Here is a 24,622-nt window from a genome sequence, read left to right on the forward strand (position 1 = left end):
TCCCGCCGAGGTCGACAGACAGGGGGCGGGCCATCGAAAACGCGACCGGCAAGCGCAGGCGGAGCCCTTGGCGATGGCTGCTCTGGGTCCCCTCGCTGTTCGTGGCCCTGTCGGCGCTGCAGGTGGCCGTGCTGCGCTTCGTCGATCCGCCGGCTTCGGCCTTCATGCTGGCCCGGCAGGGCGAAGCCTGGCGCCAGGGGGACTGGGGCTTCCGGGTCGCCTACGACTGGCGCGACCTGGAAGACATTTCCCGTTACCTGCCGATGGCGGTGATCGCGGCCGAGGACCAGAACTTCGCCAGCCATTCCGGTTTCGACCTCAAGGCGATCGAGAAGGCGCTCGACCACAACGCGCGCGGCAAGCGTGTGCGCGGGGGCAGCACGATCAGCCAGCAGGTGGCCAAGAACCTGTTCCTCTGGCAGGGACGCAGCTGGCTGCGCAAGGGGCTGGAGGCCTGGTACACGCTGCTGATCGAACTGATGTGGCCCAAGCACCGGATCCTGGAGGTCTACGTCAACGTGGCCGAGTTCGGCGACGGCATCTACGGCGCGCAGGCCGCCGCCCGCAGCTATTGGCGCAAGGACGCGGCCCGGCTGTCCGCGGCCGAGAGCGCGCGGCTGGCGGCCGTGCTGCCCTCGCCACGGCGCTACAGCGCGAGCCGCCCCGGGCCCTACGTGCAGCGGCGTGCCGGCTGGATCCAGCGGCAGATGCGCCAGCTGGGCGGAAGCGAATACCTGGAGCAGCTGGACTAGCGGCGGCGGCTTGGCCGCCGGTCACGCGCGTCCCGTACCATCGGCGCATGGACAACCCGCGACACGATCGTCTCACCGTGGTGGTGGCCGCCTGCAACGAGGCCGAGGCGCTGCCGCTGCTGCATCCGCGGATCCGCGCCGCGCTGGCCGGGATCGCCGGCCTGCAGGCCGGCGTGCTGTACGTGGACGATGGCAGCCGCGACGACACCTGGCGCGTCCTGCAGGACCTGGCCGCCAGCGACCCGCAGGTCGCCCTGCTGCGGCTGTCCCGCAACTTCGGCAAGGAGGCGGCGCTGACCGCCGGGCTGGACCGGGTCGGGCAGGGGGCGGCGATGATCCTCGATGCCGATGGCCAGGATCCGCCCGAGCTGATCCCCGAGTTCGTCGCGCGCTGGCGCGAGGGCTGGGACGACGTCTATGGCACCCGGATCGAACGCGAAGGCGACGGCTGGGTCCGGCGCGGCGCGGCCGCGGTGTTCTATCGCCTGATCGGCCGCCTTTCGCCCACGCCGGTGCCGGCCGACACCGGCGACTACCGGCTGCTTTCGCCGCGCGCGCTGGCGGCCTTGCGCCAGCTGCGCGAGCGGCATCGCTTCATGAAGGGCCTGTTCGGCTGGATCGGCTTCCGTCGCGTCGCCCTGCCGTACCGGCGCTCGCCACGGCTGGCGGGCCGCAGCAAATTCGGTCTCTGGCGGCTGTGGAACTTCGCCCTCGAGGGCATCACCAGCTTCTCCACCGCACCGTTGCGCGTGGCGACCTACATCGGCCTGCTCACCGCGCTGGCGGCGTTCGTCGGCGGCGTGGCGATCATGGCCAAGACCCTGGTCTGGGGCGACCGGGTCGCGGGCTGGCCGACCATGATGGTGGTCATCCTGTTCCTGGGCGGCGTGCAGCTGATCGCGCTGGGCCTGATCGGCGAGTACCTGGGCCGCCTCTACGACGAGGCCAAGCAGCGACCGCTCTACCTGGTGGATGCGTGGCATCCGGCAGCGGCAGGAGTATCCTTCGCGCAGGAGCAACCCGCTGACGGAGGCGCCCATGCGCACGGTACGTCAACTGCTGGCCGACAAGCCGGCTGAAGTCTTCGCGGTGGCGCCGGAGGCGCCCGTGGTCGAGGCGATCCGGCTGATGGCCGACAAGTCGATCGGCGCGGTGCTGGTCCTGCGCGGGGAGACGCTCGCCGGGATCCTGTCCGAGCGCGACTACGCGAGGAAGGTCGTCCTGCAGGGGCGCTCGTCGGCCGACACGCCGGCCAGCGCGATCATGACCGCGCAGGTGGTCACGGTCGGCCCGGACACGCCGGTGACCGCCTGCATGCAGCTGATGACCGAGCGGCGCATCCGCCACCTGCCGGTGGTCGAAGGCGGGCAGGTGGTCGGCGTGATCTCCATCGGCGACCTGGTCAAGGCGGTGATCGCCGACCAGCAGCTGGAGCTGGAACAGCTGCAGCGCTACATCGCCGGTTGACGCGAGGCGGGCTCTCGCCGGCGGCGTGGCAGCCCGCGGATCGCCGGGCCACGCATCCTGGCGGAGCGCGCAACCGACCCCTCGGGCTCAGCGCGCGTACTGGCCGCCGCAGTCGCTGTCTTCGCCCGGGCCGGTCTCGAGCGTGGCCAGCAGCGCCGCCGGTGGGGTGATGCTGCCCAACGCCAGCGCGATCGCGCCGCGCACGCCCAGCGCCGCCAGGTCGGGACGGAACGAGGGGTCCTTGAACGTGCCCCCGACCCGCAGCGGCGAGCGCAGCGAGAGGATGCTGCGGTCCTTGGGCCGGGGCCGCAGCAGCAGGTCCAGGCTTTCGTCGCCCAGGTCCACCGTGCCCTCGCCGACGATGATCGTGTCGGTGCTGTCGAACGCAAGGGCGCGCGAGGTCATCACGCCGTCCTGTACGCCGAAGTCGGCGAACGCGCAGCGGATCGGCACCTGGCGGTCGTCGGTGAGCAGGAACTTGAGCGATTCGGCGATGTCCAGTCCGGCCAGCTCCATGATCAGGTTGCTGATCCGGCCGCGGCCCATGCCCAGGGCGACCTCGCCGTCGGCGCTGCCGAGGATGGCGGCCACCGAGTTGCCACGCCCGTGCAGCTGCATGTCGCCGCCGATGCGGCCGATCGCGCCCTGCGCGAGCTCGGATTGCGCGAACAGCCGGGGCAGCTCGACCCCGCGCACGCTGATCTGCGCGCGGGTGTCGATCGGCTCGCTGCGCGCGTCCATGCGGATGGTGGACCGCACGTCGCCGCCGGCGACGCCGAAGTTCAGCGGTTCCAGCCGCAGCAGGCCCGCGTCCAGCCGCAGGTGGGCGTCCATGTCGTCGATCATCGGCAGCTTGGGCGCATGGATCTTCTGCGCGCGCCAGCGCACGTCGGCATCCATCGCGTTGAGCTTGGCCAGGTCGTAGGGCGTGTCCGGGAGCAGGCGCGGGCTGGCGGCGCGCTGCGCGGCCTGCTTCTTCTGCTGCGCGTTCGCGGTTTCCTCGCCGCCGGTCGACGGCGGGGCGCCGAGGAAGCCGGCGAGGTCGTCGAAATCCAGGCGCCGCGAAAGCAGCTGCGCGGTGAACATGGGCCGCTTGCCCGACACGTCCACCTGCACGTCGCCGGCCAGGTCGCTGTCGCCGACCGTGCCCTTGAATCCCTCGTAACGCCAGACGTCGCCATTGCGGCGCAGGCGGCCATCGAGGCGGTACGGCGGCGAGGGCGGCAGCGCCAGCCCGAGCAGCGGGTAGAGGTCTTCCAGGTCCTGGCCCTGCAGGCGCATCTGCACGTCGAACGTCTGGAAGCGGAACGGGTTGGTCAGGGTGCCGCTGGCGCTGGCGCGGGTGGCGCCTGCGCTGGCGTCCAGGTCGATCCGGTAGGGCGTGTCGGTGTCGGCCAGGGCCAGGGGCGAGGCGGCCTGGCCTTCCAGCCGGAACGCGGCACCGCGCCAGTGGCCCTTGCCTGCCACCGCGACCGGAGCGGACGCATCGGCACGCGCACCAGCGCCAGGCGCCACGCTCGCCAGGACGATGTCGATGTCGGTCTTCTCGGCCGCGTCGGTGAAACGCAGCCGGCCCTGGTCGATCCACAGTCGTTCCAGGCGCCAGCGCGGCGTCGCCTCGTTGTCGTCGCGTGCACCGAACTCCCAGTTTCCTCCGCTGCCATCAGGCGCGGTCTCGAGCCACAGGTCGGGGCGGGTGGCGCGCACTTCCTTCATCCGCAGGCGCAGCGCCAGCAGCGGCAGCGGCGCGATGTCGATTTCCACCCGGTCGGCGCTGCCCATGCGCGCCTGCTTCGACCACGAGGCGTTGGAAAGGCGCACCCCGTCGGCGGAGACGGTGATGGTGCGGCCCAGGTCGACGTCCAGGTCGCCATCGATGCGGAACTCGCGCCCGGTGGCGCTGCTCACGGAACGCTCGAGCGGTCCCTTGAACCAGTTCCAGTCGAAGAACACCAGCAGGAGCAGCAATGCCATGCCCAGCGCGCCGAGCACGAAGCGCGTCGGGCGCGAGGGGCGCCAGTGGCGCAGGCGCTGCGTGCGTGGCGGCTTGGACGAGGGCTCCGGCGCATTCATGCGCCCAGTATCGGCAGGACCGGCGTGCACGGCGCGCGAACGCGCGGTGCCGGCGGTTCAGCCGCCCTTGGACCACGCGTCGACGGGTCAGCCGAACCCGTGCTGCAGCCGCGGGGTGAGCACCTGCGCACTGACCGCGACGAAGTGGCAGACGCTGCCGGCGATCACGAACAGGTGCCAGATCGCATGCGAATAGCGGATCGACTCGCGGTGGTAGAAGTAGGTGCCCAGCGTGTAGAAGACGCCGCCGGCCAGCAGCCAGCCCAGCGTCCAGGCATCGATCGCCTCGATCATCGGCTTCATCGCCACCACCACCAGCCAGCCCATGGCGATGTAGATCGCGGTGGACAGGCGCGGGAAACGGCCGGTGTAGAACAGCTTGAACACCACTCCGGCCAGCGCCAGCGTCCAGATCGCCGCGAACAGCCCCCAGCCCCAGGGGCCGCGCAGGCCGATCAGCGTGAAAGGCGTGTAGGTGCCGGCGATCAGCAGGTAGATCGCGCAGTGGTCGAAGACCTTCAACCGTCCCTTGGCGACCGGATGCTGGATCGCGTGGTAGAGCGTGGAGGCGGTGTAGAGCAGCAGCAGGGCGACGCCGAAAACGATCGCGCCGGCCAGCTGCCAGCCGTCGCCGTAGATCGCCGCCAGGGTGATCAGGACCGCGCCGCCGGCCAGCGCGGCGGCGGCGCCCAGGCCGTGGGTCAGGGCGTTGGCGATCTCGTGGCGCACATGGTGCGCGGCGGGGGAGGGGGCGGCCGGCATGCGCCGAAACTTACTGCATGCCCGGCGGGCATGCATCTGTACGCACCGCCACGATCTGGAATGGAACGCCGGCAACGGAAGCGGCCGCGGGGCGGCCGCACCGGAGTTCAGTCGACCGCCACGCTGTGCGCGTGCTCGCGGGTGGCGTTGAAGGTCACGCCCGGCGCGCGCTCCTGCGCCAGTTGCAGGTTGACCCGGGTGGGCGCCAGGTAGACCAGTTCGCCGGCGGCGTCGATCGCCAGGTTCATCGCGTTCTTCTCGCGGAACTCCTCCAGCTTCTTCGCATCGTTGCACTGGATCCAGCGCGCGGTGGCCACGCCGACCGGTTCGAACGTGGCATCCACGCCGTACTCGTCCTTGAGCCGGTAGGCGACCACGTCGAACTGCAGCACGCCGACCGCGCCCAGGATCAGGTCGTTGCTCATCAGCGGGCGGAAGAACTGCGTCGCGCCTTCCTCCGAGAGCTGGGCCAAGCCCTTCTGCAGCTGCTTGAGCTTGAGCGGGTCGCGCAGGCGTGCACGGCGGAACAGTTCCGGGGCGAAGTTCGGGATGCCGGTGAACGACAGCGATTCGCCTTCGGTGAAGGTGTCGCCGATGGAGATCGTGCCGTGGTTGTGGATGCCGATCACGTCGCCCGGGAACGCCTCGGCCGCGATCTCGCGGTCGGAGGCCATGAAGGTCAGCGCATTGGCCAGCTTCACTTCCTTGCCGCTGCGCACGTGGAAGGCCTTCATGCCGGCGGCGAACCGACCGGAGCACACGCGCATGAACGCCACCCGGTCGCGGTGCTGCGGGTCCATGTTGGCCTGGATCTTGAACACGAAGCCGGTCAGCTTGTTTTCCTGCGGGGCGACCTTGCGGCCGGTGGTCGCGCGGGCCTGCGGCGGCGGCGCGTGCTCGACGAAGAAGTCCAGCAGCGGCTGCACGCCGAAGTTGTTCACGCCCGAACCGAAGAACACCGGGGTCTGCTCGCCGCGCAGGTAGGCGTCCTTGTCGAACGGATGGCTGGCGCCTTGCACCAGCTCCAGCTCCTCGCGCAGCTGGGCCAGCATCGGCGCGCCGATCTTCTCCTCCAGCCCCGGCGCGTCCAGCGACGGGAAGATCGTGGAGTCCTGGCGGGTGAAGTTGCGTCCCGGCTCGTACAGGTGGACCTCGCCGCTGACCAGGTGGACCACGCCCTTCAGGCGCTGGCCCATGCCGATCGGCCAGGTCACCGGTGCGCACTGGATGCCCAGCACGGTCTCGACCTCGTCCAGCAGGTCGATCGGATCCTTGCCCTCGCGGTCGAGCTTGTTGATGAAGGTCATGATCGGCGTGTCGCGCAGGCGGCACACCTCCATCAGCTTGATCGTGCGCTCCTCCACGCCCTTGGCCACGTCGATGACCATCAGCGCCGAGTCGACCGCGGTGAGCACGCGGTAGGTGTCCTCGCCGAAATCGGCATGGCCGGGGGTATCGAGCAGGTTGACGATGCGGCCCTCGTAGGGGAACTGCATCACCGAGCTGGTCACCGAGATGCCGCGTTCCTTCTCCAGCGCCATCCAGTCCGAGGTCGCGTGGCGGGCCGCCTTGCGGCCCTTGACCGAGCCGGCCATCTGGATCGCGCCGCCGAACAGCAGCAGCTTTTCGGTCAGCGTGGTCTTGCCGGCGTCGGGGTGCGAGATGATCGCGAAGGTGCGGCGGCGCGCGGCTTCGTTTGGGACTTCGGACATGGGGGCGGGCGCCAGGCGGCGCGGGTGGGATGCGGAAACGCGGGATTATACCGGCCCGGCAGGCCCGATCCGGGCCCGACCCGGCTCAGCGTGGCGGGGCCGGGTCTTCGCGGGCGAACTTCAGCTCGCCCAGCGCACCGAACATCCGGAAGGGAATCGCTTCCAGGCGCATCCCGCCGTTGGCCTGGACCGCGAAATGCAGGTGCGGCGCGGTGCTGTAGCCGGTGTTGCCCGAGAGCGCGATGCGCTGGCCCTGCCGGACCTGCTGTCCGACCCGCACCTCCACCCCCTCCGGCTTGAGGTGCGCGTACAGGGCCATGCTGCCGTCCTCGTGGAGGATGCGTATGAAGTTGGCGCGGCCCCCGTAATGCTCCCGGTCCAGCCCGGCGCGCTGGAAGTCGGACTCGACCTGCATCACCGTGCCGCCCCGGGCCGCCAGCACGGGCGTGCCTTCCGGCAGGGCGAAGTCGATCGCGTAGAAGTTCTGCGCGTCGTTGTGGCTGAAGCGGCCGCCGAAGCCCTGGTCCACCCGCACCCGGCCGTAGTCGAACGGCACGCGGTATTCGAAGTCCAGCGGGCGCGCCCGCGGATCGCCGGGCAGCTGCAGCATGTTGGCTTCGAACGCGTTGGGCAGGCGCGGATCGACCGGGTAGATCCGCGCGACCACCACGCTCCCGCCCGCCGGGACCACCTGGCTTGCCGGCAGCGCCGGCACCGGCTTGACGTTGTCGGCCCGGGCCAGGTCCAGCTGCACCTGCACCGGGCCCGGCGCGCTGTTGAAGGCGGTGATCTCGTAGTGGCTGCCGCGATCGCGCACGTGCAGCACCACCGGGTCGCCGGGCGGGCGGCGGAAGGTCCCGCTGCGCGCGTCGGCGGCCGGATCGGCCGGCGGCCGGTCGCCGTAGATGGTCGTGCCCTGGCCGTCCTTCCACCGCCAGAACCGCGCCGCTTCGGCCGGTGGCGGCAGCGCCAGCGCGACGAGGGCCAGCCAGGCGATCGAGCCGGCGCGACCGCGGTTCATCGGCGGCAGGCGCGGGACAGCCGCAGCCGGCGGGCGACCTCGCCCAGGTCGAACGCCGATACCGCGTGGTCGTCGTGCAGTGCATAGAGCACGCCGTGCGGGAAGCGCGCCGACGCGTCCGCGCGCAGCGCGACGCCGTCGGTCAGCGTGGTCCGCGTACCGGTGAAGCTGCCGGCGGGAGCCAGGCTGATGCGGTCGAACAGGCGGAAGCGGGTCGGCGACAGCTGGTCCACCGCGATCCAGTAGCCCGAGCGGTCGCCGCATGGCCAGAGCACCACGCCTTCGGCGTCGTCCTCGAACGGGGGCAGGTTGCGGCCGAGGAAACGGCCGTCCATCGAGTACTCGCGAAGCGTGGAGCCGACCCGGTTGTCCTCCTCGGCGATGAGCAGGCGGCCATGCGCCGGATCGCCCGCGATCGACTCGACCATGCGCAGCGCCCCCGCCTCGCCGGTGTCGCCGAATGCGCCCAGGTACCGCGCCTGGAGGCGGCCACCGCTGTCCACCGAGACCCGGTAGCGCCTGACCCGCTCGGCCAGCCGCTCGCGTGGCGGCAGTTGCGCGGTAGCGAAATCGGCCATGAAGCTGTCGGTCACGTAGGCGGTCATCCCGTCCGCGGACGAAGCATCCACCCAGATGCCATAGGGCAATTCCAGCTCGTCGCGGCCGAAATGGCCCAAGGCGCGGAAGTCGGGGAGGTGCAGCACCTGGACGCCGTGGCGGTCGCGCTCGACCACGAACAGCAGGTCGCCGGATACCGCCACGCCATTGGGCCGGCGGAACTGGCCGGGGCCGTCGCCCGGTCCGCCGGACGCGCCGATGCGCACGCCGCTGTCGGCGTCGAACAGCACCAGGCGCTGGCCTTCCTTGGCGCTGGCGACCAGCCAGGGACGCCCGGCGGCGGGCTGCCACGCGGCAAGCGAATCCAGCTCTTCGCCCTCCACGGGCGCGGAGGTCCAAGCTTCGCGGACGACCGCGGATGGGGGGACTGCGCCCGGGCTGGCAGCGAGGCAGGGGGCCGAGCAGGTCGCAACCGCGATTGCGACGGCCCGGAGGAAACGGGGGAGGGAGGGCATAGGCAACGATTATCGGCAGACCGGGCGGGAAGGTGAAGGCGTGAGCCATCGCTCTATCCGGATGAAACGATTGACACCCGTCGGGGCCGGTGGCACTCTGGCCCCGCCATCGAGACCGGCGGAGGGACAGGCCCTTTGATGCCGGGGCAGCCAGCAGACGCGCAAGCGCCTGCGTGGTGCCAAATCCTGCGGGGACCTTCGCGTCTGCCGGAAGATGGTTCGACCCGTGCGCCATGCACGGCGAACGCGGGCTCCGCAAAGAGCTCGATGGCGAGTTCCTCCCGGACATCGCCATGAGCCTCGTGAACGCCCCACTGCAGCCCGAAACACCGACCGCACCGGTCGCCGCCGGTGGCGACGCCCCGCCGTCCGCCGTGCGCGGCGAGATCGCGGTGGCATTGCCGATGCGCCATGCCGGCGTGCGCCAGGCGGTCCTGCGTTACGAAATCCACGGCCCCGCTTCTGCGCCGGCGGTCTTCGTCGCCGGCGGCATTTCCGCGCACCGCCACGTCTCGGCCAGCGACAGCTTCGCCGAACCGGGCTGGGCCAATGCGCTGGTCGCCCCCGGGCGCACGCTGGACCCGGCCAGCCATCGCGTCGTCGCCTTCGACTATGTGGGTGCCGATGGCCGGCTGGATGCGCCGATCGACACCACCGACCAGGCCGACGCCATCGCCGTGCTGCTCGATGCACTGGAAATCGGGCAACTGCAGGCCTTCGTCGGCTATTCCTATGGCGCCATGGTCGGCCTGCAGTTCGCCGCGCGCCATCCGCAGCGGCTGCAGAGGCTGGTCGCGGTCAGCGGCGCGCACCGCCCGCATCCCTACGCCTCGGCCTGGCGCGCGCTGCAGCGCCGTGCGGTCGCCCTGGGCCAGCTGCAGTGCGCCGACGCGCAGGGCCTGGCGCTGGCGCGCCAGTTCGCGATGCTGAGCTACCGCACGCCGGAGGAATTCGGCGAGCGCTTCGACAGCGCACCGGAAATCGTCAACGGCCGCGTGCGCTGCGCCGCCGAGGACTACCTCGACGCCGCCGGTGCGCAGTACGTGGCGCGCACGCCGGTCACCGCCTACCTGCGCCTGTCCGAATCGATCGACCTGCACCGCCTCGATCCCGCCAGCGTATCCGTGCCGGTCAGCGTGGTGGCGGTGGAAGGCGACCGCCTGGTGCCTCTCGCCGACTCGGTGAACCTGGTCGAGGGCCTGGCCGGGCGCGGCCAACTGCGCGTGCTGCGCTCGCCGTACGGGCACGACGCCTTCCTGAAAGAAACCGACCGCATCGACCTCATTCTCGCCGCCGTCCTGCGCGGCACCGGAGCCGCCACGTGAGCCAGAACATCCCCGCCGCCGATATCAACGCCGGTTGCAGCCCGGCCACCGCCGCGGTGCGCGCAGGCATCGACCGCGACGCCGCCTACGGGGCGGTGACGCCGCCGATCGTGCTGTCGAGCAATTTCAGCTTCGATGGCTTCGGCAACAAGCGCCAGTACGACTACACCCGCAGCGGCAACCCGACCCGCGACCTGCTGGGCGAGGCCCTCGCGGAACTGGAGGGCGGCGCGGGCGGCGTGGTCACCGCCACGGGGATGGGCGCGATCACCCTGGTGCTGCATGCGCTGCTGCAGCCGGGCGATCGCCTGGTGGTGCCGCACGACGCCTACGGCGGCAGCTGGCGCCTGTTCAACGCGCTGGCCGCCAAGGGCCACTTCGAGCTGATCACCGCCGACCTCACCGATCCGCGTTCGCTGGCCGACGCGCTGGGCCAGTCGCCGAAGCTGGTGCTGGTGGAGACGCCGTCCAACCCGCTTCTGCGCATCACCGACCTGCGCCTGGTGATCGACGCCGCGCACCGCGCCGGTGCGCTGGCCGTGGTCGACAACACGTTCTTGTCGCCGGCGCTGCAGAAGCCGCTGGCGTTCGGCGCCGACCTGGTCCTGCATTCGACCACCAAGTACGTCAACGGCCACAGCGACGTGGTCGGCGGCGCCGTGGTCGCGCGCGATCCCGAACTGCACCAGCAACTGGTGTGGTGGGCCAATGCACTGGGCCTGACCGGCTCGCCGTTCGACAGCTTCCTGACCCTGCGCGGGCTGCGCACGCTGGACGCGCGCATGCGCGTGCACCAGGAGAACGCGGCGGCGATCGCCGCGCTGCTCGATGGGCATGCGGCGGTCGGGAAGGTGTACTTCCCGGGCCTGGAGTCGCATCCGGGCCATGCGGTCGCCGCGCGCCAGCAGGCCGGCTTCGGTGCGATGCTCAGCTTCGAGCTGGCCGCCGGGCCGGATGGTGACACCGAGCGCGCGGTGCGCGCCTTCGTCGATTCGCTGCGCTGGTTCACCCTGGCCGAGTCGCTCGGCGGCGTGGAAAGCCTGGTCGCGCATCCGGCCACGATGACCCATGCGGCCATGAGCGCCGAGGCGCGCGCCAAGGCCGGCATTTCCGACGGCCTGCTGCGCCTGTCGATCGGCATCGAGGCCTGCGCCGACCTGGTGGCCGACGTTTCCACCGCATTGCGCGCGGCGCAGCTGGCCGCGGCGGCCGCCCCCGCGCAGGCCGTGCCGGTGAACGAACGGGTGCACGCATGAGTGCCGTGGCCGGGCTCGCGCCGCGCGCGGCGCGAAGTGCGCACGGACGCGCCGCGCCGCGCCGGCGGCTGGCGCTGCTCGGCACCGGCACGGTGGGGACGGCGTTCGTCGAGCGCTACCAGCAGTTGCAGGCGCGCGGACTGGAGCTGCCGCAGGTCGCGTGGCTGGCCAACTCGCGCAGCGTGCAGGCCTGCGGCGACGGCCTGCTCCCGGCGCTGGACCGCGCCAGGGCCGCGCCGCGCCGCGAAGTCGTGCTGCAGGGCTGGGCCGAAGCGGAGGCGCTGCACGCCGGCGACATCCTCGTCGACGCGACCGCCAGTGAGGGGGTCGCCGACTGGCATCCGGAATGGCTGGCGCGCGGGGTCAGCGTGGTGACCGCGAACAAGCTCGGCCACGGCTCGCTGCTGGCCCGTTCGCAGGCGATCGTCGACGCGCAATGCCAGACCGGCGCGCGTTACGGCGACAGCGCCACGGTGGGCGCCGGGCTGCCGTTGCTCGGCAGCCTGCGCGCGCTGGTGGCCGGCGGCGACCGCATCCATGCCGTGGAGGGCGTCCTGTCCGGTTCGCTGGCCTGGCTGTTCGACCGCCACGACGGTTCGCTGCCGTTTTCGCAGCTGGTGCGCGAAGCGGCGGCGGCCGGTTACACCGAGCCGGATCCACGCATCGACCTGTCGGGCGAAGACGTGCGCCGCAAGCTGCTCATCCTGGCGCGGGCCGCAGGCCTGGCGCTGGAAGCCTCGCAGGTGCAGGTGCAGTCGCTGCTGCCGGACGCGCTGGCGCGGGCCCCCGCCGCCGAGGTGGAGGCGCTGCTGGGGTTGCTCGACGGACCGCTGGAGGAGCGCCTGCGTTCCGCGCGCGAGGCCGGCGGGAACTTGCGCTATGTCGGGCGCTTCGACGCCGGCGGTGCGTCGGTCGGGCTGCGCGTGCTGCCTGCCGGCCATCCGCTGGGCGCCGGCGGCGGCACCGACAATCGCGTCGCGGTGACGAGCGACCGCTATCCGCGGCAGCCGCTGGTGATCCAGGGCCCCGGGGCAGGCGCCGCGGTGACCGCGGCCGCGCTGCTGGACGACGTGCTGCGGATCGGCCCGGCCTAGCTCAGGCGTCATCCGTTGCTGCCGGGTCCGGCCCGAACAGTTCGAGCAGCCCGGAATCCACCAGCCACGACGGATCGCCCTCGAATGCGGTCACGCCCGCCGGTGGCTCTGCGCCAGGGCTCGGGCGGAATGCGGCCCAGGTGTCGCGCCCGGCCGACTTGGCGCGATAGAGCGCGCGGTCGGCCAGGGTGACCATCTGTTCCCAGTCCAGCAGGCGCGGCGCATCGGGGAACAGCGGGTACTCGATCAGCCCGACCGACGCGGTCAGGCGGCGCCGGGTGAGGTCGTCGAGTTCGAAGGCATGCGCATTGATCTCGGCGCACAGCCGCGCGCCGATCTGCGGCACGCTTCCGCGCGGCAGCGGCCGGAACACCAGCAGGAATTCCTCGCCACCCCAGCGCGCCACGTAGTCGCCCTTGCGCACCAGGCCGGTGAGCAGCGCGCCCATCTGTTCCAGGACCCGGTCGCCGGCCGCGTGGCCGTGGGTGTCGTTGACCGCCTTGAAGTGGTCGACGTCGAGCAGGGCGAACACCACCGCTTCGTCGCCGGCGCGGTAGGACTCGTCGCGCTCGTAGAACGACAGGTCGGCGGGGATCTGCCGGGACAGGTAACGCCGGTTGTGCAGGCCGGTCAGCGGGTCGGTGAAGCTCAAGGCTTCCAGTCGTGCGTTGGCGGCCTGCAGGTCGCGGGTGCGTTCCTGCACCAGCTGTTCCAGCGCGGCGCGCTGGCGCGCGTAGCGTCGCTGCAGGCCGACGTAGAGCAGGTAGACCAGGCCGGTGACCAGCAGCGGCATCAACAGGCGGAACGCCAGCGTTTCGTGCCAGCGCGCCTGGATCGCCAGCGGCAGCCGGGCGGCGCTGGCCATCGGGTCGGCCTGGGCGAAGTCGGCCACCTCGAAGCTGTAGTCGCCCGGCGGCAGGTTGGTGTACGTGGCGCTGCGCAGGTGCGGGGCGTCCAGTTCGCGCCAGCCCGCGTCGTAGCCGGCCAGCCGGTAGCGCAGGTGCACCGGGTGCATCGGCTGGAACGTCGGCACGGTGAACTCGAACCTCAGGTCGCGCGCGCCCACGGGCAGGTCGGGCAGGGGCCCGGTGCCGGGGTGCAGCCACTGGCCCTGCACCTGCAGGCGTTCGATCCGCACGTTGCGTGCCACGCCGCGCATCTGGGCCTTCGCCGTGTCCAGCAGCAGCGCACCCTCGCGGGTCGGCAACCAGAGGGTGTCGCCGACCATCAAGCCACGACTGTTGCCGGCGCCGTTGCAGCATTTGTCGGGCTGGCCGCCGGCGCGGTCGGCGCCGGAGTTGATCACGATTTCCGCCGCGACCGTGTGCTGGCCGCTGCCCGTCCCGGCCAGGTCCGCCAGCGGCAGCCGGTAGACACCGCGCATGCCGGCGACCCACAGGTAGCCGTGGTGGACGGCGAAGTGGAACGGGATGTTGGCCGGCACGCCCTGCTCGCGTCCCAGGCGGACCCAGCGCCGGCCGTCGAACAGGCGCAGTTCCTCGCCCTCGGTGCTGCCGAGGATCCAGCGGCCGTCCTCCAGTTCGTGGAAGGCGGTGACCATGGTCGCGTCACCGAGCCCGCTGTCGCGGCCCAACGGCAGGACGCGGCCCCCGCGCCATTCGTACAGGCCGCGGTAGGTGCCCACCAGCAGCCGGCCGTCGCGGGTTTCGTGGACCAGGCGGATGCGGCGGTCGGCCAGCCCCTGCGCCTCGGCATAGTGCTCCACGCGGCCATCGGGCAGCAGCACGAACAGGCCGTGGGTGGTGGCGAACCAGCGCCGGCCGGCGTGGTCGCGGACGATCCCGTTGACCTGCGCGCCCCGCAGCGGCGCCAGTGCCGGCGGCACCTCGATGCGCGAACCGCGCAGCACCGCGACGCCGCTGCGCGTGCCGATCCAGGTCCGGTCGTCCTCGACCAGCAGGCTGTAGGCCTCCGGATGCGGCAGCCGCGCACCGGGGGCGCGCACCTGGAAGCGGTCCTGCGCGTAGACGTCGACGCCATCGCTGCCGCCCACCCAGATTTCGCCGCGTGGACCGGCCGCGATCGACCACAGCAGCGGATTGCGCAGGCCGTGGGCGCGGCCCAGGCGGGTGGTCCAGCCGTCCCACAAGCGGGTGATGCCGTCGGTGAGGCTGCCCAGCCACAGGTTGCCGTCGCGGTCCTCGTACAGCGAACGGACCGCCCGGCTACCGGCGGCGTCCTGGATCCGCTCCACCCGCCGGCCGTCGCGGAAGCGCTGCAGGTCCTGGGCCGTGGCCACCCACAGGTTGCCGTCGCGGTCGCCGAGGATCGCCTCGACCGGCTGGTCGTGAATCCGCTGCCAGGCCTCCCGGTGGCGCCGGTACAGGCCCTGCGCCGTGCCGGCCCACAGGTCGCCGCCAGCGTCCATCGCCAGCTGCGAAACCTGGGCGAGACCGGCCCCGCCCGGCAGGGGCAATGCCTCCACGCCGTCGATGCCGATCCGGAACACCCGCCCGGTACTGCCTACCCAGAGGCCGTCGGCGTCGGCCAGCAGGCTCAGCGCGGGGCCGTCGAGTGGATGGTGCAGGGCCAGTCGCGCCCCGTCGGTGGCATAGATGCCGTCCGGCCCGGCGATGCGCAGGCCCTCGGCGGTGACGGCCAGCGCCCGCACCGGGAAGCTGCCCTGCGCCTGGTCCGGGCCGGCCACCACCGGGATGGAGATGAAGCGGCCTTCCTTGTGCAGTACCAGGCCCTGCGAGGTTCCGATCCAGAGCCGGCCGGCGTCATCGCCCAGCAGCGCGAGCGCGTGGCTGCCCAGTTCGGGCGCATCGCGCTGGTCGAAGCCGGTGAAGCGGCTGCCGTCGTAGCGGGCCAGGCCGCCCTGCGAGCCCAGCCACAGGTAGCCGTCGCGGTCCTGGGTGATCGACAGGACGCTGACCTGCGGCAGGCCGTGCTCGATGCCCCAGGTGTCGCCGACATAGTCGGAGAATCGCTTGTCCGGCTGCAGCGCAAAGGAGTGGCCCGCCAGGCAGAGCAGGCAGGCGGCCACGCAGGCGCGGGCCCACCGTGTCGCCGTCCGGCCGATGGGCTGCGCTGGCCGCTGCGATGGACGCGGCCGCCTGAGGCTGGCGGTTAGGCCGTCGATCGAGATCCCCCCGGTTCCCGTGCGTACGTTTTAAGGCTTTTTCTGGAACTTCTCCAGCGGCACGCCCCCGGGGAACTTGAGCCGGACGGCTCAGCACTCGATGACGTTCACCGCCAGCCCGCCCCGCGAGGTTTCCTTGTACTTGTCCTGCATATCCCGGCCGGTGTCGCGCATGGTCCTGATGACCTTGTCCAGCGACACCTTGTGCTGGCCGTCGCCGCGCATGGCCATGCGCACGGCGTTGATCGCCTTGACCGCGCCCATCGCGTTGCGTTCGATGCACGGGATCTGGACCAGCCCGCCGATCGGGTCGCAGGTCAGCCCCAGGTTGTGCTCCATGCCGATCTCGGCGGCGTTCTCGACCTGGCCCGGATTGCCGCCCAGGGCGGCGGCCAGGCCGGCGGCGGCCATCGAGCAGGCCACGCCGACCTCGCCCTGGCAGCCGACCTCGGCGCCGGAGATCGACGCGTTCTCCTTGTACAGGATGCCGATGGCCGCGGCGGTGAGCAGGAAATCGAACACGCCCTGTTCGGTGGCGCCCGGGCAGAAGCGGTCGTAGTAGTGCAGCACCGCGGGGATGATCCCGGCCGCACCGTTGGTCGGGGCGGTGACCACGCGGCCGCCGGCCGCGTTCTCCTCGTTGACCGCCAGCGCGTACAGGTTGACCCAGTCCAGCGTGGTCAGCGGATCGCGCATGGCCGCTTCGGGCTTGGACGACAGCTCACGGTACAGCCCCGGCGCGCGGCGGACCACGTGCAGGCCGCCGGGCAGCGTGCCGTCGGAGCGGATGCCGCGCGCCACGCAGGCCTGCATCGCCTGCCAGATCTCGCGCAGGCCGGCGCGGATATCGGCATCGCTGCGCCAGGCGCGCTCGTTCTCGAACATCACCGCGGCGATCGACAGGCCGCTGTGGCGGCAGCGTTCGAGCAGTTCGTCGCCGCTGGAGAACGGATGCGGCAGTTCGGTGTCGTCGGCGACGATCCGGTCCTCGGCCGCCTCGTCCTCGTTGACCACGAAGCCGCCGCCGACCGAGTAGTAGTCGCGCGTGGCGATGACCTCGCCGGCGGCGTCGTAGGCGGTGAAGCGCATGCCGTTGGTGTGGAACGGCAGCTTCTGCCGCTTGTTCATCACCAGGTCGCGCTTCTCCTCGAAGGCCACGGCGTGGCCGCCGGCCAGGCGCAGCGACTTCTCCGCGCGGATCCGCTCCAGCGTGGCGGGGATGATGTCGGGGTCGATCGCGTTCGGCTGGTGGCCTTCCAGGCCCAGCAGCAGTGCCTTGTCGGTGCCATGGCCGCGGCCCGTCAGGGCCAGCGAGCCGAACACCTCGGCCCGGATGCGCGCGACCTGCCCCAGGTGGCCCGGATCGGCCAGCCAGCGCTGGACGAAGCGCGCCGCCGCGCGCATCGGCCCGACCGTGTGCGAGGAGCTGGGGCCGATGCCGATCTTGAACAGGTCGAAGGTGCTGACAGCCATGGGGCGGGAGGGTGCGTGCGCGACGGAATGGCCAGCATTGTATTGGTTGCACCCGAAACGGGCGTGACGCAGTGCGGGGGGCGCCCGGCTGGGCTACCTTGGCGCCCCACGCCCGGAGCCCGTCCATGCCGCATTACGTCCTCTACCAGCGCGACGACTGCCACCTGTGCGACCAGGCGCTGGCGGTGCTGGCCGAGGCGCGCCTGCCGGAACCCGAAAGCGTGTTCATCGACGGCGATGCGGCGCTGGAGGCGCGCTACGGCGTGCGCGTGCCGGTGCTGCGCGATACGGCCCGCGACGCGGAACTGGACTGGCCGTTCGACCTGCAGGCGCTGGACCGGTGGCGCGCATGAGCCAGGCCGGCCTGTCGTGGCTGATGGCGCTGGGCACCGTGCTGGCACCGGCATCCGGCGACGTCGACCTGGCCAAGTCGGCCGGGCCGGGCAGCGATGCGCATTGGGCGGGCCGGCGCGTGGCCGACGTGCTGCCGGCGGCCGAGATCGAGCGGGTCGTGCTGCTCAAGGCGCTGACCAGCACGACCGCGGCCCACGACCTCGCCGGCATCCGTCGCATCCTTCGCCAGGCGGCCGAGCAAAAGTTCCTGGACCAGGCGCCCCGACAAGGCCTGCTGCGGCTCGGACGCGAGGACAGCATCTGGGAAGCGGTGCTGGTGGTGCGCGACGGTGCCGTGTTCGGCTTCGTCGCCGATGGCGAGCATGCCTGCCTGCGCGCGGCCGACGGACAGGGCGGCTGCTTCGCCCTGCCGCGTGCCGCGCAGGAGTGAGTCGCGATCCCGGCGGACGGGCCTGCCGGTACCGGTTGCCGATGCGGCGAGGACGCTTTTGTTAGAGCGGGGCTCGCCCCGCTGCTCCGCCTTGCGCGTGTCCTTCGCCAAGGTAGCCGGGCAAATCCCGCGCTACCGCTGCGGACGCGCGCGCCGAGCTCAGATCGGCTTCAGCGCCACCCGGGTGCTGATGTTCACTTCGTCGGGAATGGCCGAGGTATCCGCCCAGTCGCCGCCGCCCACGCCGAAATCCAGGCGCTTGACCACGGCCTTGCCTTCGAGCACCGGCTGCGCGCCCCCGGTCCAGGCGAAGGTCAGGGTCACCGGCTTGCGCACGCCGCGCAGTTCCAGCGTGCCGTCGGCGACGTAGCGGCCGTCGGCCAGCCTGCGGAAGCCGCTGGCGCTGTAGCGCGCCTGGGCGAACTTGGCCACGTCGAAGAAGTCGGCGGTCTTGAGCGTGGAATCGCGATCGGCGTTGCCGGTGGCGGCGCTGGCCAGGCCGATGGTCACGTCCAGCTTGCCCGCTTCGGGCCTGGCCGGATCGAAACTCAGCTTCGTGGCGAATTCGGAGAAGCGGCCGGTGAATACCTCGCCGTCGTAGCGGCTGGCGAAGGCCAGGGTGGAGCCGGGCGCCTGCACGTACTCGGCCGCGTTGGCGGGGGCGCTGGCGAGCATGGCGGCCAGCGAGGCGGCCACCGCGGCAGGCGTGGTCAGCTTGATCGTCATCGTGGATCCTCGGGGGGAAGGTCGGGGGAAGGGGCGGCGGTCGGGACGACCGAGCCGGCGAGCCACCGCCGCGGCAGCATCCTCGCGAGCGTCGCGTCGCGTCGCACGAAATGGTGGTACAGGGCCGCGCCTGCATGGCCGATGACCAGTGCGATCAATACCCAGAACAGCAGTTCGTGGGTTTCGTGCATCGCGTCGGCGAGCGCTTCGTGGGGTGGCGACAGCTTGGGTACCTCGGCCAGCCCGAACCAGCGGAACGGACGCAGGCCGCTGGCCGAATCGTAGAGCCAGCCCGACAGCGGCATGGCCAGGATCAGCACGTAGATCGCGCCGTGGGTGAACGATGCCAGCCTGGCCTGCCAGCGCGGCGTGCCTTCCACCGGCGGCGGCGCACCGGCGTAAAGGCGCCAGGCGATGCGCACGAGCACCAGCGCCAGGACCGTCAGCCCCAGCGACTTGTGCAGGGTGTAGACCCAGAACCACTTCGGCGAACGCGGCAGTTCGCCCATCACCAGCCCCACCGCGCCGATCGACAGGATCAGCACGGCGATGGTCCAGTGCAGCAGCTGGCTGGTGGCGCCCCAGCGGTCGGTGTTCTTCAGGCTCATGCGGTCGTGCTCATGGCGGCGTGGGTTCGTCGCGTTGCGGCTCCGGGACGGGCGCAGGTCCGGTCGCGGGCGGTTCCGTCCCGTCCTCCTGGTTGGCGTCGGGCGGGAGCGCAGGCTCGACCTCCGTCGCCGCAGGCGGCTCGGGGTCGACCTCGCCGGCATCCGCGGCGCCGCGCGCCCGGGTGGCTTCCACTTCGATCCGCAACTCGACCACATCGCCGATGACCGACGGCCAGGCGTCGATGCCGAAATCGCGCCGGCTCAGCGTCGTGGTCGCCGAGAATCCGGCGGTGCGGCGGAACGGCGGCAGCGGGTGGCGCTTGAGGGCATTGAACGCCACCGCCAGCGCCGCCTCGCGGGTCACCCCGCGGATGCTCAACTGGCCGTGGACGATGAAGCGGTCCGGTCCCAGCGGCTCGACGCGCGTCGAAACGAAGCGCGCCTCGGGCCAGCGCTGCGCATCGAGCAGGTTGCGCGCCAGGGTGGCGCGGTTCCAATCGGCGTCGCCCAGGTCGAGGCGTTGCAGCGGCACGGTGACGTCCAGTCGTGCCGTGCTCCAGTCCCCGTCGTCGAACTCGAGCGTGCCGGTGCTGCCGGACACGGTGCCCAGCGCCTGCGAGAAGCCGGCATGGGAAACCGCGAACTGGACCCGGGTGTGCACCGGATCCAGTTCGTAGCGGGCGCTGGCCGCCCATGCGCCGGCGGATGCCAGGGGCCCGGCCAGCAGCGCCAGCAGCATCGCCCACCGCAGGGCGGGGCGGCCGGGGCGCACGGGAACGGGGAACGGAAGGCGCCGGTGCGTCATGCGGCGCATTCTAGGCCCCGGGCGGTCGCGGCGCGGCTTGCGCCTGCAACGATGCGTTGCGACGATTCGTTCCGGGGAGCGTGGAGACCGGATGCCGATGCTGCGCATGTGGGTGCTGTGCGTGCTGCTGGCGGTCGCATCTGCCGCCGGCGGCGCCGTGCCCGAGATTCCGCGCTTCCGGGTCCTCGGGCCGGCCGACGGCCTGCCGGCGACCACCGTGCCGGCCCTGGCGCGCGACCAGGACGGCTTCCTCTGGGCCGCGACCTGGGATGGCCTGGCGCGCTACGACGGGGCCGGCTTCCGGGTCTGGCGCCACGACCCGGACGATCCGGCCTCGCTGCCGGGCAACGTCGTGCAGGTGCTGTACGTCGATTCGCGCAACCGCATCTGGGTCGCCAGCGAGGGCGGCGGACTCAGCGTGATGGATGCCGACCGCACCGGCTTCCGCCATTTCCGCAAGGCGCAGCACCCGGCCATGGAGAGCGACGAGGTCTTCGCCGTGGCCGGACGCGGCGACGAGATCTGGTTCGGCACCTACGGCGGCGGGCTCTACCGGATCGATGCGCAGGACCAGGTCAGGCGGTTGCGTTCGTCCGACCCGGAGGTCAACGCGGTGGTGGACCGCGCGATCATGGCGCTGGCCTTCGACGACCGCGAAGGCGTCCTGGTCGGCACCCTGCAGGGGCTGGTGCGCTGCGCGGACAAGCAGGTGCGGCGCCTCGCGCTGCCCGGCGAGCAGCCATTCCCGGCCGTGGTGTCGCTGACGCGCGAGGGCGATTCGACCTGGATCGGTACGCCGCGCGGCCTGTTCCGCCTGGCCGACGACGGCCGCTGGACCACCCCGGATTGGGCCACCGCGTTCACCGGCGCGCGCACGGTCACCGCGATGAGCGACGACGGCGAAGGCGGCTACTGGGTCGCCACCCGCGACGGGGCCTGGCGCGTGCGCGCCGGCGCGTCGCCGGTGGCGGTCACGCACGAATCCAAGGCGCTGGGCATCAACAGCCAGGTGCAGGCCCTGTTGCGCCAGGACGACGGGGCGCTGTGGGTGGCGCTGCCGTCGCGAGGCCTGGGGTACCTGCGCTCGGACTGGCGGCGCACCGCGGTGCTGGACCACAGCCATGGCCTGGATGGCGGCCTGTATCGCGGCCTGGCGGCGGCCGGCAGCGGCGGGGTCTGGCTGGCCGGCTCGGCCGGCAGCATCAAGCGCCTCGATACCGCCAGCGGCCAGGTCCTGCAGCAGCTTCCGATCGAGTTCGCCGGCCGGCCCCGGTCGATGCGCGAAGACGCGCGGGGCCGCCTGTGGATCGCGCTCAGCAGCGGCCTGCTGCGGGTGGATCCGGCCGACGGAAGCGCGCGGCTCTGGAAGAACACCGCCGCCGAACCCGATGCGACGCCGGAAGGCGCCTCGGTGGACTGGGTGCTGCCGGCGCCGGACGGGAGCCTCTGGCTGGCCGCGCCGGGCGGGGGGCTGCAGCGACGCGACGGGCTCACCGGACGGGTCCTCGATTCGCTGCCCGTGGGCACCCCGGGCCTGGCGACCGCCGACCTGACCGCGGTCCAGCTCGGACCGGACGGCTTGCCCTGGATTTCGGCCGATGTCGGCCTGCGACGCTGGGATCCGGTGGAGCGCGCGTTCGTCGCGCTGCCAGGGATGGATCCGCAACCGGTGCTCGCGTTCGCGTTCGACGGCCCCGGACGGCTGTGGCTGCAGCGCCTCAACGGCCTGGAGTCATGGGAGCTCGACGCCGGGACATGGACGCGGCAGCTGCACCTGGGCATCGGCCAGGGCATTCCGGCGACCGAGGCGACCGGCCTGGTGGTCGACCGGCAGCGGCGGGCCTGGCTGGCGACGCGGCGCGGCCTGTTCCGGGTCGATCCCGATCGCGGCGATGGCACCCCGTCCGTGCGCCGGTTCGGCGTGCGCGAAGGCCTGCCGAGCCAGGAGTTCACCGAGCGTGCGTTGGCGCTCGACAACGCCGGTGTGCTGGTCGCCAGCACCGACGACGGCTCGCTGCTGCTGCTGGACACCGCGCAGTCCGATCCCCCGCATCCTTCGCCGGCCCTGGTGGTCGACGCGGTGCGGGTGCGCCGCGGCGACGCGCTGGTCGAACTTCCGGTGGACGGCGGCTTCGAACTGGGCCCGAACGACCATGACCTGCAGGTGGTGGTCCGCCTGCCCGCGTTCGACGATCCGGAGTCCAACCGCTACCGGTTCCGGCTGGTCGGATTCGACCAGGACTGGGTCGGCGTGCTCGGGCGCGGCGAGCGCGTGTTCTCGCAGCTGCCGCCTGGCGACCACCGCCTGGAGTTGCAGGCCGCCGCGGGTGCCGAAGGCGAGTGGTCGCAGGTGCGCACGCTGGCCTTCCGCGTACCGCCGCCGTGGTGGCGAAGCCCCTGGGGAGTGGCGGTGCTGGTCCTGGCCGTCGCCGTGCTGCTGCTGTGGCTGGCCTGGCTGTACCGCAACCGCCTGCGTCGCCGCAGCCTCTGGCAGCTGGACGTGCACAAGCGCGAGCTCGCCGAGCAGGCCTCGCTGGCCAAGAGCCGGTTCCTGGCCACGCTCGGCCACGAGGTGCGCACGCCGATGACCGGCGTGCTCGGCATGAGCGAGCTGCTGCTGGCCACGCCGCTGGATCCGCGCCAGCGCAGCTACATCGAATCGATCCGCCGCGCCGGCGAGCACCTGATGCGGCTGGTGAACGACGCCCTCGACCTGGCCCGGATCGAGGCCGGCAAGCTCGAACTGGAGGCGCACGACTTCGACCTGCGCGCCCTGGTCGCCGAGGTCGCCGCGCTGATGGCGCCGGTGGCCGAGCAGCGGGGGCTGGCGTTCCATGTCGGGATCGCCGACGGCGCACCGGCCGGCCTGCGTGGCGATCCGGTGCGGGTGCGCCAGATCCTGCTGAACCTGCTCGGCAACGCGGTCAAGTTCACCGACCGCGGCGAGGTCGCGCTGGAGGTGCGGCCGGGGCTGGAGGGGGGCGTCGGCTTCGTGGTCCGCGACACCGGCCCCGGGCTCAACGACGAGCAGAAGCAACGCCTGTTCCGCCGCTTCGAGCAGGCCGACGGTGCCCGGACCACCGCCCGCTACGGCGGCAGCGGCCTGGGCCTGGCGATCTGCCAGGAGCTGGCGGTGGCGATGGGCGGACACATCGGCGTCCAGAGCACGCCTGGCGAGGGCGCGGCCTTCAGCGTGGAACTGCCGCTGGCGGTGGTGCAGCCGGTCGCGCCGGCGGCGACCCGGCCGGCCAGCGCCACCACCCGCCGGCTGGACCTTCTGCTGGTCGAGGACGACCCGACCGTGGCCGAGGTCATCGCCAGCCTGCTGCGCGCGCAAGGCCACCGGGTGGCGCACGCACCGCACGGGCTGGCCGCGCTGGCCGACGTGGCCGTCGCGCGTTTCGACCTGGCGCTGCTCGACCTGGACCTGCCGGGCATGGACGGCCTGGCGCTGGCGCGCCAGTTGCGCCTGCAGGGCTTCGCGCCGCCGCTGATCGCGGTGACCGCGCGCGCCGACGCCGAGGCCGAGCAGCAGGCGCGGGCGGCGGGTTTCGACGGCTTCCTGCGCAAGCCGGTGACCGGAGACATACTCGCCGCGGCGATCGAGGCGGTATTGCCGGAGCCGGTGGAGGCCTAGTGCGCGGCAGCCGGGCCATTGCCGGGGCGGCCTGCCTGGCATGGGCGTCCGCAGCGGCGGCGGCGCAGGAGGCGCATGGTCCCACAGCTGCGTCCGACGAGTTCCTGGGTGGCGTGGTGGCCGAAAGCCGCATCCTGTATCCGCTCCAGGTCGGCAGCTGGATGGCCGAATCCGAACACCGCTATCCGGACCAGCGCCTGGGCGTGTCGGTCCGCTACGTCGACAACCGCAAGCAGCGCTGGATCGACCTCTATTTCTATCCGGCGGGACCACAGGTCGCGCGGATGCTGGAGGTGGTGGCGGCCAGCGAACGCGAGAGCATCGACGTGGCGGCGCGCGAGGACGCGCGGGCGGCCGAGCTCGGCGACCTCGCCCCGCTGACCCTGGGCGGCCCCGGCGCGGACGCGGCCGGCGTGCCAGCCTGGGAGCTGGGGTTGCGCTATCGGGGCGAAGGCCTGGCGTCGGCGATGCTGCTGTTCGCGCGCCAGATGTACCTGGTCAAGGCGCGGGCCAGCGCGGCCGAGCCGCCGGCCACGGTCCGGTCGCTGCAGGGCGAACTGCGGACATTCATGGAATCGGTGGCCGCCCAGGTGCGCATCGCCAGCACCGGGACATGCTGGTTGCCGGCACGCATCGAGCTGGTACCGCGCCTGCCCGATCCGCAGCAGGCCCTGGCCAGCTATCGCGAGGGCGACGAGCTGGCGGCCGTGGTGCTCGGTGATCGCGCGCTGGTAGCCGATGGGCAGGCCGACCGGGCCACCGAAATCGCGGCGCAGCTGGCCGGCTCGCTGTATCCCGGCTGCGTGGCGCCAGAGCTGATCGAGCCGGAGGTGCCGCCGGCGCTGCGCGAGATCCGGATCGAGTACCGGCGCCCGCAACGGGCGCCGGACCTGCGGGCGCCGCCCGCCGCCAGCCCGCACGCACCGTCGCGCGCCACCGGCTGAGCCG

Annotated in this window: 20 protein-coding genes and 1 riboswitch; of the genes, 10 read left to right on the forward strand and 10 right to left on the reverse strand. The window is 72.2% G+C overall.

Translation table 11 applies throughout. The features are described from left to right. Positions 1-32: 32 nt before the first annotated feature. From mtgA to ABKA19_RS11905, 3 genes are read left to right on the forward strand one after another with little or no spacing between them, the layout of a single operon-like run. Positions 33-752 carry a monofunctional biosynthetic peptidoglycan transglycosylase gene (mtgA, locus tag ABKA19_RS11895; protein ID WP_353689378.1) on the forward strand — a complete coding sequence of 240 codons (720 nt, stop codon included), beginning with the start codon at positions 33-35 and terminating at the stop codon, positions 750-752. A gap of 47 nt (positions 753-799) precedes the next feature. Further along, positions 800-1,831, forward strand: a complete 1,032-nt coding sequence (locus tag ABKA19_RS11900; RefSeq protein WP_353689082.1) for a glycosyltransferase family 2 protein — start codon at positions 800-802, stop codon at positions 1,829-1,831. After that, positions 1,791-2,219 (forward strand): CBS domain-containing protein, encoded by a 429-nt coding sequence (locus ABKA19_RS11905; RefSeq protein ID WP_162376703.1) that lies wholly within the window; start codon positions 1,791-1,793, stop codon positions 2,217-2,219. Before ABKA19_RS11900 ends, ABKA19_RS11905 begins: the two co-directional genes overlap by 41 nt. Before the next feature lie 87 nt (positions 2,220-2,306). Here ABKA19_RS11905 and ABKA19_RS11910 read toward each other — a convergent pair whose 3' ends face one another. From ABKA19_RS11910 to ABKA19_RS11930, 5 genes are all read right to left on the reverse strand, one after another. Continuing rightward, positions 2,307-4,292, reverse strand: coding sequence for an AsmA family protein (locus ABKA19_RS11910; RefSeq protein ID WP_502945779.1), 1,986 nt, complete (start codon positions 4,290-4,292; stop codon positions 2,307-2,309). Between the two features lie 87 nt (positions 4,293-4,379). Beyond that, the gene (gene trhA / locus ABKA19_RS11915; protein ID WP_353689083.1) at positions 4,380-5,054 is read right to left on the reverse strand and encodes a PAQR family membrane homeostasis protein TrhA; all 675 of its coding nucleotides are present in this window, start codon (positions 5,052-5,054) and stop codon (positions 4,380-4,382) included. 107 nt (positions 5,055-5,161) lie between these two features. Then, a complete protein-coding gene (locus tag ABKA19_RS11920) occupies positions 5,162-6,766 on the reverse strand; it encodes a peptide chain release factor 3 (RefSeq protein WP_353689084.1) in 1,605 nt (534 codons plus the stop codon). An 85-nt stretch (positions 6,767-6,851) separates the two neighbouring features. Further along, the gene (locus tag ABKA19_RS11925) at positions 6,852-7,787 is read right to left on the reverse strand and encodes a M23 family metallopeptidase (RefSeq protein ID WP_353689085.1); all 936 of its coding nucleotides are present in this window, start codon (positions 7,785-7,787) and stop codon (positions 6,852-6,854) included. After that, on the reverse strand, positions 7,784-8,728 hold the full coding sequence (locus ABKA19_RS11930; protein ID WP_353689086.1) for a phytase: 945 nt from the start codon (positions 8,726-8,728) through the stop codon (positions 7,784-7,786). The genes ABKA19_RS11925 and ABKA19_RS11930 overlap by 4 nt, the downstream gene beginning before the upstream one ends. A gap of 235 nt (positions 8,729-8,963) precedes the next feature. Beyond that, a riboswitch (SAM riboswitch) is annotated at positions 8,964-9,081 on the forward strand. A gap of 72 nt (positions 9,082-9,153) precedes the next feature. Between ABKA19_RS11930 and metX the strand changes: the two genes are divergently transcribed. From metX to ABKA19_RS11945, 3 genes are read left to right on the forward strand one after another with little or no spacing between them, the layout of a single operon-like run. Beyond that, positions 9,154-10,185, forward strand: coding sequence for a homoserine O-succinyltransferase MetX (metX, locus tag ABKA19_RS11935; RefSeq protein WP_502945780.1), 1,032 nt, complete (start codon positions 9,154-9,156; stop codon positions 10,183-10,185). 8 nt (positions 10,186-10,193) lie between these two features. After that, on the forward strand, positions 10,194-11,441 hold the full coding sequence (locus tag ABKA19_RS11940) for an O-succinylhomoserine (thiol)-lyase (protein WP_162376837.1): 1,248 nt from the start codon (positions 10,194-10,196) through the stop codon (positions 11,439-11,441). Between the two features lie 5 nt (positions 11,442-11,446). Next, complete coding sequence (locus ABKA19_RS11945; RefSeq protein ID WP_502945796.1) at positions 11,447-12,535, forward strand: homoserine dehydrogenase family protein; 1,089 nt, start codon at positions 11,447-11,449, stop codon at positions 12,533-12,535. Position 12,536: 1 nt separating this feature from the next. On the opposite strand, the gene ABKA19_RS11950 is transcribed toward ABKA19_RS11945, so the two are convergent. Together ABKA19_RS11950 and ABKA19_RS11955 are read right to left on the reverse strand one after the other, a co-directional pair. Next, a complete protein-coding gene (locus ABKA19_RS11950; protein ID WP_353689089.1) occupies positions 12,537-15,545 on the reverse strand; it encodes a ligand-binding sensor domain-containing diguanylate cyclase in 3,009 nt (1,002 codons plus the stop codon). Positions 15,546-15,731: 186 nt separating this feature from the next. Next, a complete protein-coding gene (locus ABKA19_RS11955; RefSeq protein ID WP_353689090.1) occupies positions 15,732-17,114 on the reverse strand; it encodes an L-serine ammonia-lyase in 1,383 nt (460 codons plus the stop codon). A 125-nt stretch (positions 17,115-17,239) separates the two neighbouring features. Here ABKA19_RS11955 and ABKA19_RS11960 point away from each other — a divergent pair, with 125 nt between their 5' ends. Then, on the forward strand, positions 17,240-17,467 hold the full coding sequence (locus ABKA19_RS11960) for a glutaredoxin family protein (protein WP_353689091.1): 228 nt from the start codon (positions 17,240-17,242) through the stop codon (positions 17,465-17,467). Continuing rightward, a complete protein-coding gene (locus ABKA19_RS11965) occupies positions 17,464-17,898 on the forward strand; it encodes a hypothetical protein (protein ID WP_353689092.1) in 435 nt (144 codons plus the stop codon). The genes ABKA19_RS11960 and ABKA19_RS11965 overlap by 4 nt, the downstream gene beginning before the upstream one ends. A 159-nt stretch (positions 17,899-18,057) precedes the next feature. Here the strand turns inward: ABKA19_RS11965 and ABKA19_RS11970 are convergent, their stop codons facing one another. From ABKA19_RS11970 to ABKA19_RS11980, 3 genes are read right to left on the reverse strand one after another with little or no spacing between them, the layout of a single operon-like run. Further along, positions 18,058-18,624, reverse strand: a complete 567-nt coding sequence (locus tag ABKA19_RS11970) for a YceI family protein (protein ID WP_353689093.1) — start codon at positions 18,622-18,624, stop codon at positions 18,058-18,060. Next, a complete protein-coding gene (locus ABKA19_RS11975; protein ID WP_353689094.1) occupies positions 18,621-19,232 on the reverse strand; it encodes a cytochrome b in 612 nt (203 codons plus the stop codon). Before ABKA19_RS11975 ends, ABKA19_RS11970 begins: the two co-directional genes overlap by 4 nt. 10 nt (positions 19,233-19,242) lie before the next feature. Further along, positions 19,243-19,971, reverse strand: a complete 729-nt coding sequence (locus ABKA19_RS11980) for a YceI family protein (protein WP_353689380.1) — start codon at positions 19,969-19,971, stop codon at positions 19,243-19,245. A gap of 157 nt (positions 19,972-20,128) precedes the next feature. Here ABKA19_RS11980 and ABKA19_RS11985 point away from each other — a divergent pair, with 157 nt between their 5' ends. Both ABKA19_RS11985 and ABKA19_RS11990 read left to right on the forward strand, forming a co-directional pair. Beyond that, positions 20,129-23,674, forward strand: coding sequence for a hybrid sensor histidine kinase/response regulator (locus ABKA19_RS11985; protein ID WP_353689095.1), 3,546 nt, complete (start codon positions 20,129-20,131; stop codon positions 23,672-23,674). After that, positions 23,674-24,618 carry a hypothetical protein gene (locus tag ABKA19_RS11990; protein WP_353689096.1) on the forward strand — a complete coding sequence of 315 codons (945 nt, stop codon included), beginning with the start codon at positions 23,674-23,676 and terminating at the stop codon, positions 24,616-24,618. The genes ABKA19_RS11985 and ABKA19_RS11990 overlap by 1 nt, the downstream gene beginning before the upstream one ends. Positions 24,619-24,622 lie beyond the last annotated feature (4 nt).

The organism is Pseudoxanthomonas sp. Soil82 (genome assembly GCF_040446535.1).
GTDB classification, from domain to species: domain Bacteria; phylum Pseudomonadota; class Gammaproteobacteria; order Xanthomonadales; family Xanthomonadaceae; genus Pseudoxanthomonas; species Pseudoxanthomonas kaohsiungensis.